At 43.5% G+C, this 15,305-nt stretch carries 11 protein-coding genes and 1 tRNA gene; 7 read left to right on the top strand and 5 right to left on the bottom strand.

Annotated features, from left to right (window positions below):
- The first annotated feature begins 7 nt into the window (after positions 1 to 7).
- The 4 genes from HMPREF9007_RS07820 to HMPREF9007_RS07835 all read left to right on the top strand — a co-directional run bounded on the left by HMPREF9007_RS07820 (position 8) and on the right by HMPREF9007_RS07835 (position 3,069).
- Positions 8 to 868, top strand: a complete 861-nt coding sequence (locus HMPREF9007_RS07820; protein ID WP_008762529.1) for a DUF3316 domain-containing protein — start codon at positions 8 to 10, stop codon at positions 866 to 868.
- 69 nt (positions 869 to 937) lie between these two features.
- The gene (locus tag HMPREF9007_RS07825) at positions 938 to 1,960 is read left to right on the top strand and encodes a S41 family peptidase (RefSeq protein WP_032850575.1); all 1,023 of its coding nucleotides are present in this window, start codon (positions 938 to 940) and stop codon (positions 1,958 to 1,960) included.
- Between the two features lie 72 nt (positions 1,961 to 2,032).
- Positions 2,033 to 2,114: transfer RNA gene (locus HMPREF9007_RS07830), tRNA-Leu, on the top strand.
- Between the two features lie 64 nt (positions 2,115 to 2,178).
- The gene (locus tag HMPREF9007_RS07835) at positions 2,179 to 3,069 is read left to right on the top strand and encodes a PfkB family carbohydrate kinase (protein ID WP_008762527.1); all 891 of its coding nucleotides are present in this window, start codon (positions 2,179 to 2,181) and stop codon (positions 3,067 to 3,069) included.
- A 240-nt stretch (positions 3,070 to 3,309) separates the two neighbouring features.
- Here the strand turns inward: HMPREF9007_RS07835 and HMPREF9007_RS07840 are convergent, their stop codons facing one another.
- The 5 genes from HMPREF9007_RS07840 to HMPREF9007_RS07865 form a co-directional block, all read right to left on the bottom strand.
- A complete protein-coding gene (locus HMPREF9007_RS07840; protein ID WP_008762526.1) occupies positions 3,310 to 3,684 on the bottom strand; it encodes a hypothetical protein in 375 nt (124 codons plus the stop codon).
- 124 nt (positions 3,685 to 3,808) lie between these two features.
- Entirely contained in the window at positions 3,809 to 4,456 is a 648-nt protein-coding gene (locus tag HMPREF9007_RS07845; protein WP_008762525.1) for a hypothetical protein, read from the bottom strand.
- Positions 4,457 to 4,893: 437 nt separating this feature from the next.
- Positions 4,894 to 5,658 carry a hypothetical protein gene (locus tag HMPREF9007_RS07855; RefSeq protein WP_008762523.1) on the bottom strand — a complete coding sequence of 255 codons (765 nt, stop codon included), beginning with the start codon at positions 5,656 to 5,658 and terminating at the stop codon, positions 4,894 to 4,896.
- A gap of 194 nt (positions 5,659 to 5,852) precedes the next feature.
- Positions 5,853 to 6,209, bottom strand: coding sequence for a DUF3244 domain-containing protein (locus tag HMPREF9007_RS07860; protein WP_008762522.1), 357 nt, complete (start codon positions 6,207 to 6,209; stop codon positions 5,853 to 5,855).
- A gap of 151 nt (positions 6,210 to 6,360) precedes the next feature.
- On the bottom strand, positions 6,361 to 7,986 hold the full coding sequence (locus tag HMPREF9007_RS07865; RefSeq protein WP_008762521.1) for a tetratricopeptide repeat protein: 1,626 nt from the start codon (positions 7,984 to 7,986) through the stop codon (positions 6,361 to 6,363).
- A 198-nt stretch (positions 7,987 to 8,184) separates the two neighbouring features.
- Here HMPREF9007_RS07865 and HMPREF9007_RS07870 point away from each other — a divergent pair, with 198 nt between their 5' ends.
- The 3 genes from HMPREF9007_RS07870 to bglX all read left to right on the top strand — a co-directional run bounded on the left by HMPREF9007_RS07870 (position 8,185) and on the right by bglX (position 15,262).
- Positions 8,185 to 11,250 carry a TonB-dependent receptor gene (locus HMPREF9007_RS07870; RefSeq protein WP_008762520.1) on the top strand — a complete coding sequence of 1,022 codons (3,066 nt, stop codon included), beginning with the start codon at positions 8,185 to 8,187 and terminating at the stop codon, positions 11,248 to 11,250.
- A gap of 136 nt (positions 11,251 to 11,386) precedes the next feature.
- Positions 11,387 to 12,916 carry a RagB/SusD family nutrient uptake outer membrane protein gene (locus tag HMPREF9007_RS07875; protein WP_008762519.1) on the top strand — a complete coding sequence of 510 codons (1,530 nt, stop codon included), beginning with the start codon at positions 11,387 to 11,389 and terminating at the stop codon, positions 12,914 to 12,916.
- Positions 12,917 to 12,946: 30 nt separating this feature from the next.
- Positions 12,947 to 15,262 (top strand): beta-glucosidase BglX, encoded by a 2,316-nt coding sequence (gene bglX / locus HMPREF9007_RS07880; RefSeq protein WP_008762518.1) that lies wholly within the window; start codon positions 12,947 to 12,949, stop codon positions 15,260 to 15,262.
- Positions 15,263 to 15,305: the final 43 nt, after the last annotated feature.

The following is a 15,305-nucleotide window of genomic DNA, read 5'->3' as shown; positions in this document are numbered from 1 at the left end:
TGTGCCAATGAAGAAAAACTTATTATACTTAGGGCTGACAGGATACCTCCTGTTCGCCCTCTGCACAAGATTACAAGCGCAGACCGACAGTCTGCAAGCACATCGCTACGTAACACGTGCCACCATGTACGGAGTCGGATTTACCAATGTGTTCGACACCTATCTTTCGCCTCAGGAATATAAAGGAATAGATTTCCGTATTTCCCGCGAGACGATCCGGATGACAAAGTTGTTCGACGGGAATGTTTCTGTGCAGAACTTCTTTCAGGCAGACGTTGGCTATACACACAACCGCGCAGACAACAACAATACCTTCTCCGGACTCGTCAACTGGAACTATGGCCTCCATTACCAGTTCCGCCTCACCGAGAACTTCAAGTTACTGGCAGGAGGACTGTTTGACGTCAACGGAGGATTTGTCTACAATCTCCGCAATTCGAACAATCCGGCTTCAGCCCGGGCATACGTCAATCTGGACGCTTCGGGAATGGCTATCTGGCATTTGAAAATCAAGCGCTATCCGATGGTACTCCGCTATCAGGTCAACGTGCCGATGATCGGACTTATGTTCTCACCGCACTACGGACAGTCTTATTACGAAATCTTCTCACTGGGCAACTCCAGCGGAGTTATCCAATTTACCTCTCTCCACAATCAACCGTCTCTCCGTCAGATGCTTTCTGTCGATCTGCCGATAGGATATACCAAGATGCGTTTCAGTTATCTGGCAGACTTGCAACAATCCAATGTTAACGGAATCAAGACACATACCTACTCTCATGTATTTATGGTAGGATTTGTGAAAGACCTGTATCGGGTTTCCAACAAAAAAGGAGCGAATCTGCCTCCGTCGGTGAGGGCGTACTAGGAGAAGTTGAAAATTGAAAGTGAAGAGTTGAGAATTGAGAGTTTATGGACAAGAACTGAAAGATTAAGAATGAGAAATAGAATTATACAACTACTTTTACTGCTCTGCTGCCTCCCGATACAGACGGGGTGCATCGGAGAAGATGATTACGCTGATGATCCCGTAGGAAACTTCGAGCAACTATGGAAGATCATTGACGAACGGTATTGCTTTCTGGACTCGAAAGGTATTGACTGGGATGCGGTTCATGAGAAATACAGCAAACTGATTGTACCGGGTATGTCCAATGACGACCTTTTCGATAAACTCAGCGAGATGCTCTATATCCTGAAAGACGGTCATGTCAATCTTTCATCTGCCAAGCGTGTCTCTTATTACGACGCATGGTATCAGGGGTATCCGTGGAATTATCGGGAGGATATTCTTTACCAGTATTACCTGGGCAGTGCCAGCAAGGACTACTATACATCGGCGGGGATGAAGTACAAAATATTCGACAATAATATCGGATATATCCGCTACGAAAGTTTCAGTTCCGGGGTCGGCGATGGCAATCTGGATGAAATCCTTGTCTATCTGGCAACCTGCAACGGACTGATTATCGATGTACGCGACAACGGAGGAGGTAATCTGACTAATTCTTCCCGCATTGCCGCCCGATTTACCAATAGTAAAATCCTGACCGGATTCATACAGCATAAAACGGGAACAGGACATAGTGACTTTTCCCAACCGGAACCGATCTACCTGGAACCTTCCAACAGCATCCGCTGGCAGAAGAAAGTCGTTATACTGACCAACCGCCGTTGCTACAGTGCAACCAATGATTTCGTCAATCTGATGCGCAGCATAGACAACGGCAACATCATACAGGTCGGTGACCAGACAGGTGGCGGTTCGGGACTTCCTTTCACATCGGAACTGCCGAACGGATGGAGCATCCGCTTCTCCGCCAGTCCTCATTTCGACAAAAATATGCAGCCGCTGGAAGAAGGTATTTTGCCTGATATAGCTATCGATATGACTGAGGATGACCAATCTAAACATAGGGACACACTGATTGAAAAGGCTTTTGAAATCTTAAGTGAGTAACTTTGTTGCCTAATTATTTGTCAAATCAGAAAATCTTCCTATCTTTGCACCGCTAAACAAAAAGCGACGCATGCGGATGTGGCGTAATTGGTAGCCGCGCCAGACTTAGGATCTGGTGCCGTGAGGCGTGTAGGTTCGAGTCCTATCATCCGCACACATTTATATAAACTAGAAAGCCTTCAAGAAATATCTTGGGGGCTTTTTAATTGATTACATATATGAAGAAACATCAACTTTGCTGCATCGGCCATATCACTTTGGATAAGGTAGTCACTCCTCAAAGCACAGTCTATATGCCTGGAGGCACAGCTTTCTATTGTTCACACGCTATCCGCCATTTCAATGACATAGATTATGCATTAGTGACAGCAGTCGGCGCTACGGAAATGAAAGTAGTAGACCAGCTGCGCGGGATAGGCATCAGCGTAACCGCATTACCCAGCCAGCACTCCGTATACTTCGAGAACATCTATGGAGAAAATCCGGATGACCGTACACAACGTGTGTTGGCCAAAGCCGATCCTTTCACCGCTTCCCAGCTTCAGGAGATAGAGGCGGAAATTTATCATCTTGGTTCGCTGTTAGCAGATGATTTTTCTTTAGAAGTGATTAAGGAGTTATCCCGGAAAGGATTGATAGCTGTCGATTCGCAAGGATACCTGCGTGAAGTACGTGATACGCACGTATACCCGGTAGACTGGACTGACAAGCGGGAAGCTCTGCAATATATTCATTTCCTTAAAGTAAATGAGCACGAAATGGAAGTGCTCACAGGACTTTCCGATCCGCATGAGGCTGCACGTAAACTGCACGAATGGGGAGTGAAAGAAGTATTAGTCACTTTGGGAAGTATGGGATCTCTCATTTACGACGGTACGGATTTTTATCGCATTCCGGCTTATAAACCCGGACAAGTAGTAGATGCAACCGGCTGTGGAGATACTTATACTATCGGATATTTGTATCAACGGGTATCGGGTGCGAGCATCGAAGAAGCAGGTCGGTTTGCTGCCGCCATGTCTACGCTGAAGATCGAGAAATCCGGTCCTTTCTGTGGAAATAAGGAAGATGTTATTCGATGTATGGAGACTGCGGAGCAGATGTACTAAAAGAGAGCCATACAGGCGTTAATATCAATAAGCAGAGCGCTGTTTTATCTTGAAAAAGGATGAAACAGCGCTCTGTTTATTAACTACTTTTTTCTCCTGTTCTTAATAAGTTGCCCTAGAAAAACACCACTCATTGTGAAAATCATTGCAATGGAAGCAGAGAACCAACGACTACTTTCCGTACATAAAAGAATGGTAAAGAGTCCCAATAATAGAACAAAGAATAATGCCAATTTAATATTACCTTTCATGTATCTTCGAACGTTTAAATTTAACAATCAGGAAATAGACACTTTGAAAGAAGACGCCAATAAATATCATTTTCAGACCATCAACATCAAACATACGTTCACACAGAACTCCGACAATCTTTAAAGCACAAAGTACTGCAATGATAAATGTGAAAGCATATTGTAAGGCAGCATTTCTTATCTTTAAATATTCAGCACTTGTTTCTTTACAGCACCAAGGAAAAAGATACACCAAATTAAAGCCAACAAAAATAGATACCAAAGTATCATATTCAAAGGGTACTACGAATATCTCATATATTCCCCAAAGAATAAGCAGTATAATAATCATCACATCTGGCCTATTTTTTTTCATGAATTTCATTGTTCTATTTTTATTTATTATTCAGACTGTTCGTATACCTTTCAGCTAAACCAAGCTTTACCTCAAAAGTAATAAATATCTTTCAAGGTTCACTCTATCCAGCTAATCTTTTGACCTAAGATGTTCAATAGCAGAAAACTAGTCCTAACTGAAAATCAAGACGTCTCATATAGAGTCTATCCAATTTGTTTGGACGTAGTGTTTCCTTTTTCTCATCGGCTGTCATTTCAATCTTCTTAAAGTCTCCACTTAAAACAGAAAAGCCTCCGTTTACCGCAAGGTGGTCTGTCAATTTATATTCTACCAGAAAGTCCATATTCCCGGCCAATGCACCGGAAGTACATTTAAATTCACTATTACTTCGACCTTCATCCCGATAATGTAGATATCCGGCTCCCAATACGCAACTAATTAAAGTTCTTTCGGTTATTGGAATTTTGAATCCAAGTTGCGGTCCTAAATACCAAAGTTCTACATTGTCAGCTACATTCGTTTCATCATCAAGTGTATAATTGGCAGAAGTACCGGAGAGATTAAACTTTAATCCGGCAACCCAAAATTTATCAATTCGATAGAGTGTCTTCACATTACACATCAAGCCTCCATTGTATTCCCCACGATAATTAACACCAAAAGGTGACAAGTTTGACTTACCGAACAATACACCTTTTCCACCATCTACCGAAATAAACAGTTTATCTCCGGAAAAACTCTGTGCAAATCCTACTGTAACAGAAAACACAAATAGGAAAAATAAAATAAGTTTTCTCATAATACTATATTTGAAAAGTCGTATGAATTGAAATATTCTAATTATCAATTCATACGACTAATTATTTTATGTTTTTTCTCTAGTGATATAGATATACAATATAGAACCTAAAGCTAGAACTAGATTCATCAGTAAAATATATGTCACTTTATTGGGGGTATTATCAAAAAAGAAATAAATGCATAATGAAATTATGATAGATAATAAAAACAGTCCTGATAGAACCCATAATTTGTCAGTACTAGCATGAAATCGTTTTCTTTTCTTAATAAGTTGTCCTATGCAAACTCCCGTTGATGTACAAATCATTGCAATAGAAGCAGAAAACCAAATACTATTTTCTGTACATAAAAGAATGGAGAACAGACCTAATATTAAAATATAAAACAATGCTAATTTGATATTATTTCTCATTTACTGTACATATTAAATAATTATCAACGCAGGGGCAATAGTTTACCTATTGTGTCTCTCGCTATACTATCATCATCTCTTTCCATCGGCTTAAATTCTATTGTATCTATTTGTATTTCCGTTGGAGGGCGAGAGACTACACGGGAGCTACATAGCCAAGTTTGTAACACACACCAACCAACCGCCACGACAAATCCCGCACCAGCCGTAACCATTCCAAAAGCGGTTGACCATAAAGCACCAGCCAAGCCAAGAGATACATTGCACCCCCAATTTCCACCACGGGCTGTCAGATCGTCAAGTCCATCATATATTTCAAGAACATTACATGTATTATTTCTTTTATTAACCATTGCTTTAAAAATAGGAATATTGTTACTATCATAACATGTGAACATAGTTTCTTCAAGTGCATCTTCAGCATTTTGTGCACATTCAATTATAAGACAGTTTTCAATAACACCATTCTCTTTATAAAATGCCATTATATTATTAGCATCCATTTTACTTCGTACAACTATCATTTCCTCCCCAAAGGTTTGGATTTGTGGACGCAAAATTTCTTGCATACCTAAATCGTAATTCATTTCAGCATTATTAAAAGTAGTTCTTGTTTTTACCGAATTATTCAAGTAATCCAGTAGTTGTTGTTTCAATTCTAAACTACTCACTTTTTCAAAAGTCTTATTCTCAATAACATTCTGTTCTTCTGAAAGAGTATTTTGCTCATCCGAACATGATAAGCAGCAAATACAACATAATAAAAACATAAAAAAAATTGCTTTCATAACCGATTGAATTTAAAGGTTGATAAATACGTTACAACAATAATAAATAACAGATCCCAAAGGAAATTACCTCCTTCCTCTAACTTAATATTTTACAATTAGAAATATCGACTATACAGAAAAGGAACACAAAAAGTTACTTCTTGTCACTAAGACTAAAAGTACATTTATCCATTACCTTATTCAGTTCAGTTTCACTGTACAGTAAATGTACCTTCCAACAAACAATCATTCAAAATTATATGAATAGTATATTCTCCTTTTTCACAAGAAGACATATCAATCATGACAATGCTAGTGTTGTGATAAGTTTTGGAATGTACAATTTCACCTGTAGCTTTATTCGTTACAGTAATGATAGCATAATCTTTTGCTCTACCGAAGCTTACATTAAGAATATTAGAGAGAATAGCACATTTCTCATAAGTAGGTTGAATAGGTATTCCCATAGGATTAGAGCGGCTATCTTTTAGTAAATGAATATCATTTGAATTTGCCCATCCTTCAATCGCAAATAAGCAACAAAGTAATAATAATAGTTTTGCTTTCATAATACTTATTTTTATTGGTTATGGTACAAATGTAAGGGATAAGATTTAAATAAATTCAGATGCCTGGTCACAATAAAGTTACAAGATAACTATGGATCTCGACTGCAAGTTACAGAAAAGTTACAGGAATGTCACAATCCAACATAAACACCTATGAGACAAGATATTGGCGTATAGTCATCCATTCAAAGAATTCTTCTCCTAACTTAATCTTCATGCGACTTTTCCGACTTTTAAATGCTCCTTCAGAAGCACGTGTACATAATAAGATTGTTTCTTTGGAGCAACCCAATAAGAAAAATACGCAATGGAGCAAGTCTTCTTTAGTTAAATCAGCATATTGAATTTTCAATTTAAGCATAATGTCGCCAAAAGTTTCATAAATGCTTTCACAAATCATCTGTCCTTCATGAATACTCAAAGAGGTAGCAACGCCCATCTTTTTCTCCAAAGAAAGAAGTTTCTCATGGGTTTCTGTCCTTCGAAACAACTGAAGACAAAGTTCTAAACTCGGCTCCAACATCCTCATAAAATCAGATTCAGCATTACCCTGATCCTCAAAGTCCCCAGATAGAATATCTGTACGACTCTTCATTAATTGATTTTGTAACTCAAGATACTTCTTTTTTCGACGTTTATCAATCCAAAGAGAAATCGCTCCTCCAATAATAAATAACAGCAAAAGTGATAAGACCTCAATTTTATATCTTCCCGCAATTTTTTGCTGATAAAATTCGATTTCATATTGATCAGCCAAACGAGTTATCTCAGCTGCCTTTGTTGTATCATAAATTGAATCTAGATAATAAATAAAAGAATCAGCTGCCGCTATAGCTGCTGGATAATTTTTCTCTTCTTTCTCCAATTTATATAATTCTCCATAACTTCCTCCACGGTTAAATATATAAGGAGAAGATTTACTCAAATTCAAATAATACCGTGCAGAGTCCATTTGATGGATATTACGTAAGATACAACCTTTTCGAAGATATTCAGAAAATAAATTAGTACCAGTTGGTGCAGAAGATATAGATGCAGAAAGATATTGGTTAGCCTTTTGAAATTCCCCTTTTTCATTATGCAAAATTCCCAATTCACTCAATATTATAGATTTATAATAATCTTCCCCTATATTCTCTGCAACATCCAATGCTTTTTGATAATAGACCAAAGCACTATCCAATTGATGTTGAAGCATAAAAACATACCCTATCCCTCTAACAGCATAAAATAGACCATCATCTTTCTTTTGCTTAATATAAATTTCATGCGCTTTATGATGGGCGTGCATAGCATCCTTATAAAGATTTTGTTCCGCATAACATCCCGCCAGATTCTCATAAATGGCCCCCAAATAAAGATACTCGCTCTCTTTAGGAATTACCTTTAATGCTTGCAAGAAATCTTTCACTGCCAAATCCATACACCGCATGTCTCGATACACACAACCCCGATAATAATAGGCCTGCATCTTACGCTCATTATTCCAACTTCTTTTATAATAATCTACTGCAAACCGAATCAATGAATCACTTGACTCATGAACATACAACTTAGTCCTTGCCCGTGTCAAAAATATAGCATAATCAGCTCTTTCAGAGCCGGATAACTTTTCAGGATGAGAAATGGATTCGAGGAGAGACAGGGCACTATCGGGGAACTCTTGCATCAGTGAGTCTGCCTGACGTAAAAGAGTAGTTGCATTACCTCCATCATGACAAGCAGAGAGAGACAAAATCAGGAACAACCCTATAATATAAGAAAGAAGTAGCTTCATAGTTCGTTTCGTTTTACAAATGTAAATAGAATAAAACAAACAAGCAACAAAAAGACAAATAATTTTTTCACACATCATAATTACAATGTTAAAATTGCCCTTTCTCTCTCTTTCCCTAATCTTTTTTGCCTTTCATTTGTTCACTTTGTTACTTTCGCCGGAAGACGGCAGAATAAACTTCAACCTAAATAGTAACGAATGGAAAAATTTAATGCAATGAGGACTAGACTTTTACAAGATCTTCAGAAGAAAACCATCAGGTTTAAGAGCATAGTGGCGCTCACTTGCTTGTTGCTGACCTCCGTATCCGCCTTTGCACAGACAAAGACAGTGACCGGTACGGTAACAGATGCCGCCAATGAACCGCTGATCGGTGCATCGGTGCTCGTACAAGGAACTTCCACCGGAACCATCACCGATATGGACGGTAAGTATTCAATCTCTGTCACACCAGAAGACGTACTGGTATTCTCCTATGTAGGAATGACTACACAGAGTGTCAAGGTAGGAGCACAGAGTGTGATCAACGTCACCCTGAAAGAAGATTCGCAGGTACTAGCCGAGACAGTCGTTATCGGATACGGTAGCGCGAAGAAAAGAGACTTGACAGGTTCTATCACCAACATCAAAGGAGAAGAAATTGCCAACAAGCCTGCAACGAACCCATTATCTTCCTTACAAGGAAAAGTGGCAGGTGTACAAATCGTAAACTCCGGACGTGCCGGTGCCGACCCCGAAATCCGTATCCGTGGTACAAACTCCATCAATGGCTACAAACCGTTGTACGTGGTAGACGGACTATTCAATGACAATATCAACTTCCTTAATCCGGAGGACATCGAATCTATGGAGATCCTGAAAGACCCGTCATCACTGGCTATCTTCGGTGTTCGCGGTGCGAATGGCGTCATCATCATCACCACCAAGAAAGCCAAAGAAGGACAGACACTGGTTAACATTAATACCTCTTTCGGTTTCAAGAAAGTAGTAGATAAGGTTGATTTGGTCAACGGTCCGCAATTTCAGGAGCTATACAGCGAACAGCTTGCCAATCAGAAGGACACTCCGTTCGACTTCAGCGGCTGGAACGCGAACACCAACTGGCAAGATGAGATTTTCCAGACTGCATTCATCACCAACAATAATATCAGTATTACCGGAGCTTCGCCGAAACACAGTTTCTATCTGGGCGTAGGTTACTCTCACGAACAGGGAAACATTAAGCATGAGAAGTTCAGCAAAGTGACTATCAATGCAAGTAATGACTACAAGATCACGGACTTTCTGAAAGTCGGCTTCCAGTTCAACGGAGCACGCACGCTTCCGGCAGACTCCAAACAGGTGCTTGGCGCTCTTCGTGCTGCCCCTATCGCACCGGTATACAATAAGGAATATGGCCTGTACAGCGTTCTGCCCGAATTTCAGAAAGCACAGATCAACAATCCGATGGTAGACGTCGATCTGAAAGCTAATACGACCAAAGCCGAAAACTACCGGGCATCGGGTAATATCTATGGCGAAGTGGACTTCCTGAAACATTTCAACTTCAAAGCGATGTTCTCTATGGACTATGCTTCCAACAACGGACGTACTTATCTGCCTATCATGAAGGTGTATGACGATACTGCCGCAGGAGATGTAGTTACATTGGGAACCGGCAAGACAGAAGTCAGCCAGTTCAAGGAAAATGAAACGAAAGTGCAGAGTGACTATCTATTGACTTACACCAATAGTTTTGATCACGGCAATCATAACCTGACCGCTACAGCCGGTTTCACGACGTATTACAATTCACTGAGCCGACTGGACGGAGCACGCAAGCAAGGTGTCGGTCTGGTGATTCCTGACGATCCGGACAAATGGTTTGTCAGCATCGGTGATGCCGCAACAGCTACCAACGGAAGTACCCAATGGGAACGGACTACGGTATCCATGCTGGCACGTGTGATCTACAACTACAAAGGAAAATACCTGTTCAACGGTTCGTTCCGTCGCGATGGTTCTTCCGCCTTCTCATACACCGGCAATGAGTGGCAGAACTTCTTCTCACTAGGCGGCGGTTGGTTGATGACCGAAGAAGAGTTCATGAAGGATATCAAATGGCTCGATATGTTGAAAATCAAAGCATCTTACGGTACATTAGGCAATCAGAATCTGGACAGGGCCTATCCCGCCGAACCGCTGTTGTCAAATGCTTACTCGGCTGTTTTCGGCAAGCCGTCCATTATCTATCCCGGTTACCAGCTCTCCTATCTGCCCAACCCCAATCTGCGTTGGGAAAAAGTAGAAGCTTGGGAAGCAGGTTTCGAAACGAACGTGCTGCGCAACCGTCTGCACTTCGAAGGAGTATATTATAAGAAAAGGACCAAAGACTTGCTTGCCGAAGTGCCCGGTATCTCCGGAACAGTACCCGGCATCGGCAACTTGGGAGAAATCGAAAACATGGGTGTTGAAATGGCAGCCAGCTGGCGTGACCAGATCGGTGACTGGGGATACTCTGTCAGCGCCAACCTGACCACCATCAAGAATAAGGTGAAGAGCCTCGTTCAGGACGGATACTCCATTATCGCCGGAGACAAACAGCAAAGTTACACGATGGCGGGCTATCCTATCGGTTTCTTCTACGGTTACAAGGTGGCAGGCGTATACCAGTCGCAAGCCGACATCGATGCATCACCCGAAAATACCCTTGCCACAGTCACTCCCGGTGACCTGAAATTCGCCGACGTGAACAGAGACGGTAAGATTACCCCGGAAGACCGTACAATGATAGGTAACCCGACACCGGATTTCACCTATGGTCTTTCTCTCGGAGTAAACTACAAGAACTGGTCATTGGGCATCGATATGATGGGACAGCACGGTAATGAAATTTTCCGTACCTGGGACAATTATAACTTTGCACAGTTCAACTATCTGTCACAGCGCATGGACCGCTGGCACGGAGAAGGTACCTCCAACAGCCAGCCGTTGCTGAACTCCAAACATTCTATCAACAACCTGAATTCGGAGTATTATATCGAAGACGGCAGCTTCTTCCGTATCCGTAACGTGCAACTTGCTTACTCGTTCGACAAGGCCCTCCTTGCTAAAATACGCTTGCAGGCACTGAAAGTCTATGTCAACATACAGAACCTGAAGACATGGAAGCACAACACCGGCTACACACCGGAACTGGGAGGTAGCGCCACCACCTTCGGAGTAGACGACGGCAGCTACCCCGTACCTGCTGTCTACACCTTCGGCATCAACCTGACCTTCTAGTGGCGTGGCAAGGTACCACACCCAAGTTTCCATGCGGGTGACAAGGTGCCACAGCCAGGTTTCCATGCGGGTGGCAAGGTGCCACAGCCAGGTTTCCATGCGGAATATAACTTTAATGAATCAAATCTATAATTGTATGAAACTAAATAAATATCTTTTTTCCACCTTTATTGCCGCTTCCGCTCTGCTGATAAGCAGTTGCAGCGACTTTCTGGACCGGAGTCCGCAGGGACAATTCACCGAAGACGATAATCCCAATGCGCTGGTCAACGGTAAAATCTACAATGTCTATACCATGATGCGAAGTTTCGACATCACCGCCGGTACTCCCGCCATTGCTATCCATTATCTACGCTCCGAAGACTCCGAGAAAGGAAGTATCCCGAGTGACGGATCGGATGTAGCCGAAATGTACGATGACTTCTTATACACCCCGACCAACGGTTTGCTAGGTTCATACTGGGGAAAGAATTACGCCATCATCTACCAGTGTAATGATATCCTCGACGCCATTGCCGAGAAAGAGACTGCCGGACAAACAGAAACCGAAGATATCATCAACAAAGGGGAAGCTTCTTTCTTCCGTGCTTATTGTTACTTCAATCTAGTGAGAGCTTTTGGCGAAGTACCTTTAGTGACTTACAAGATCAACGATGCCTCGGAAGCCAACATTCCGAAGACTACCGCCAATAAAATCTATGAGCAGATCGATACCGACCTGAAAACTGCGGAAGAATCATTGCCCGAAACATGGAGCACCGAATATACCGGACGCCTGACTTGGGGAGCTGCCCGTTCACTTCATGCCCGCACCTATATGATGCGCAGTGACTGGGACAACATGTACAAAGCCTCTACAGACGTTATCAACAAAGGTTTATATAATCTGAAAACTCCGTATAACGAAATATTCACCGACGACGGAGAGAACAGCGGCGGTTCTATATTCGAACTGCAATGTACCGCCACTGCCGCCCTTCCACAGAGTGACGTTATCGGCAGCCAATTCTGCGAAGTGCAAGGCGTTCGCGGAGCCGGTCAGTGGGACTTAGGCTGGGGATGGCACATGGCAACCCAGTTGATGGCAGACGCCTACGAGACAGGTGATCCTCGTAAAAACGCCACCCTGCTCTACTTCCGCAAAACGGACGATGAACCGATCACCCCGGAAAACACCAACGAACCTTATGGTGAATCCCCCGTCTCTCCGGCTATGGGAGCTTACTTCAACAAAAAAGCTTATACCGACCCCGCACTGCGTAAGGAATACACCAACAAAGGATATTGGGTCAACATCCGCCTGATCCGGTATTCGGATGTAGTGTTGATGGCTGCCGAAGCTGCCAACGAAAAGAATATCCCCGGAGAAGCAGTGGATTATCTGGAAATGGTACGCGCACGTGCCAGAGGCACCAATACGAATATACTACCCCAAATAACGACCAACGATCAGGGAGAATTGCGGGAAGCCATCCGCCACGAACGCCGCGTGGAACTCGGGCTGGAGCCCGACCGTTTCTACGATCTTGTACGTTGGGGGATCGCCTCGGAAGTATTGCACGCTGCCGGGAAAGTAAACTACCAGGATAAGAACGCATTATTGCCTTTGCCTCAGTCAGAAATTGACAAGTCCAAAGGAGTACTGGTACAGAATCCGGATTATTAATTAATATTCAAATCAAACTGATAGAACGATATGATAAATAAGAAAATATTTTTTTCACTTCTGCTGCTCGCTGCCGGCTTCCTGAGTGCGGCAGCGCAAAAGTCGCCACAAGACATGGACCGCTTCATCGACGCATTGATGAAAAAGATGACGGTGGAAGAAAAGATAGGTCAGTTGAACCTACCTGTCACCGGAGAAATCACTACGGGACAAGCCAAAAGCAGCGACATCGCCGCCAAAATCAAACGGGGCGAAGTAGGAGGCTTGTTCAATCTGAAAGGAGTAGAAAAAATACGCGATGTGCAGAAACAGGCGGTAGAACAATCCCGTCTGGGCATCCCCTTGCTATTCGGTATGGATGTCATTCACGGATACGAAACCATGTTCCCTATCCCGCTGGGATTATCCTGCACCTGGGATATGACCGCCATAGAAGAATCGGCACGTATCGCAGCCATAGAAGCCAGTGCTGACGGTATCTCATGGACATTCAGCCCGATGGTGGACATCTCACGCGACCCTCGTTGGGGACGTGTTTCCGAAGGCAGCGGTGAAGATCCCTTCCTTGGAGCCATGATTGCCGAAGCGATGGTACTCGGTTATCAGGGAAAGAACATGCAACGGAATGACGAAATTATGGCATGCGTAAAACACTTTGCACTGTATGGCGCAGGAGAAGGCGGACGTGACTACAACACGGTAGACATGAGCCGCCAGCGGATGTTCAATGAATATATGCTGCCTTACGAAGCGGCTGTAGAAGCCGGTGTAGGTAGTGTAATGGCTTCGTTCAACGAAGTAGACGGTGTGCCCGCTACCGCCAACAAGTGGCTGATGACGGACGTACTGCGTGGTCAGTGGGGGTTCAACGGATTTGTGGTAACCGACTATACCGGAATCTCCGAAATGATCGACCACGGTATCGGCGACCTGCAAACGGTTTCCGCACGTGCCATCAATGCCGGAGTAGACATGGATATGGTGAGCGAAGGCTTTGTCAGCACACTCAAGAAATCCATTCAGGAAGGCAAAGTTTCTATGGAAACACTGAATACTGCCTGCCGCCGTATCCTGGAAGCAAAATATAAACTGGGATTGTTTGACAATCCCTACAAGTACTGCGACTTAAAACGTCCGGCACGTGATATCTTTACGAAAGCGCACCGAGACGCTGCCCGCAGAATTGCCGCAGAAAGCTTTGTTCTTTTAAAGAATGACAACGTGACCCTGCGTCCGGGAACTCCTGCCGAACCTCTTCTTCCTTTTAACCCGAAAGGTAACATCGCCGTGATAGGTCCGTTGGCCGACAGCCGGACAAACATGCCGGGTACATGGAGCGTAGCTGCCGTACTCGACCGCTGTCCGTCACTGGTAGAAGGCTTGAAAGAGATGACTGCCGGAAAAGCAAACATCCTATATGCCAAAGGGAGCAATCTGATCAGCGACGCCTCTTACGAAGAACGTGCCACGATGTTCGGACGTTCACTAAACCGTGACAACCGGACAGACGAGCAATTGCTGAACGAAGCATTGACGGTAGCCAATCAGTCGGATATTATCATTGCGGCTCTCGGAGAATCTTCCGAGATGAGCGGAGAAAGCAGCAGCCGTACAGACCTGAACATTCCGGATGTACAGCAAAACCTGCTGAAGGAGTTGCTGAAAACCGGAAAACCTGTCGTACTGGTATTATTCACAGGTCGCCCGCTGACGCTGACTTGGGAACAGGAACACGTACCTGCTATTCTGAACGTATGGTTCGGAGGCAGCGAAGCTGCTTATGCCATCGGCGACGCACTCTTCGGATATGTCAATCCGGGTGGAAAACTGACAATGAGTTTCCCGAAGAATGTCGGTCAGATTCCGCTGTATTATGCACATAAGAATACGGGACGCCCGCTGGCACAAGGCAAGTGGTTCGAAAAGTTCCGCAGCAATTATCTGGATGTGGACAATGAGCCGCTTTACCCATTCGGATACGGACTGTCTTATACTACCTTCTCTTACGGTGATATCGACCTGAGCCGTTCTACCATCGACATGACGGGAGAACTGACGGCAGCAGTAATGGTCACCAATACTGGCACATGGCCGGGATCGGAAGTAGTACAACTCTATATCCGTGACCTCGTCGGCAGCACTACCCGTCCGGTGAAAGAGCTGAAAGGCTTCCAGAAGATATTCCTTGAACCGGGACAGTCGGAAATTGTACGGTTCAAGATTGCGCCGGAAATGCTGAGATATTACAACTACGACCTGCAACTAGTAGCAGAACCGGGTGAATTTGAAGTAATGATCGGAACAAACAGCCGGGACGTGAAATCCGCACGATTCACGCTAAAATAAAAATCGTACAATAGGCATGGATTACACGGATTCACACGGTCTT

This window comes from Bacteroides sp. 1_1_14 (assembly GCF_000162515.1).
GTDB lineage: Bacteria > Bacteroidota > Bacteroidia > Bacteroidales > Bacteroidaceae > Bacteroides > Bacteroides thetaiotaomicron.
Note: the sequence above shows the minus strand (reverse complement) of the source record. Positions and strands in the feature narration are given on the sequence as shown.

What these genes read in the sequence shown, in the direction of transcription:
- bglX (WP_008762518.1), top strand. Translation starts at nt 12,947, where the DNA reads ATGATAAATAAGAAAATATTTTTTTCACTTCTGCTGCTCGCTGCCGGC.
- HMPREF9007_RS07865 (WP_008762521.1), bottom strand. Translation starts at nt 7,986, where the DNA reads ATGAAGCTACTTCTTTCTTATATTATAGGGTTGTTCCTGATTTTGTCT.
- HMPREF9007_RS07840 (WP_008762526.1), bottom strand. Translation starts at nt 3,684, where the DNA reads ATGAAATTCATGAAAAAAAATAGGCCAGATGTGATGATTATTATACTG.
- HMPREF9007_RS07870 (WP_008762520.1), top strand. Translation starts at nt 8,185, where the DNA reads ATGGAAAAATTTAATGCAATGAGGACTAGACTTTTACAAGATCTTCAG.
- HMPREF9007_RS07855 (WP_008762523.1), bottom strand. Translation starts at nt 5,658, where the DNA reads ATGAAAGCAATTTTTTTTATGTTTTTATTATGTTGTATTTGCTGCTTA.
- HMPREF9007_RS07835 (WP_008762527.1), top strand. Translation starts at nt 2,179, where the DNA reads ATGAAGAAACATCAACTTTGCTGCATCGGCCATATCACTTTGGATAAG.
- HMPREF9007_RS07845 (WP_008762525.1), bottom strand. Translation starts at nt 4,456, where the DNA reads ATGAGAAAACTTATTTTATTTTTCCTATTTGTGTTTTCTGTTACAGTA.
- HMPREF9007_RS07825 (WP_032850575.1), top strand. Translation starts at nt 938, where the DNA reads ATGAGAAATAGAATTATACAACTACTTTTACTGCTCTGCTGCCTCCCG.
- HMPREF9007_RS07860 (WP_008762522.1), bottom strand. Translation starts at nt 6,209, where the DNA reads ATGAAAGCAAAACTATTATTATTACTTTGTTGCTTATTTGCGATTGAA.
- HMPREF9007_RS07820 (WP_008762529.1), top strand. Translation starts at nt 8, where the DNA reads ATGAAGAAAAACTTATTATACTTAGGGCTGACAGGATACCTCCTGTTC.
- HMPREF9007_RS07875 (WP_008762519.1), top strand. Translation starts at nt 11,387, where the DNA reads ATGAAACTAAATAAATATCTTTTTTCCACCTTTATTGCCGCTTCCGCT.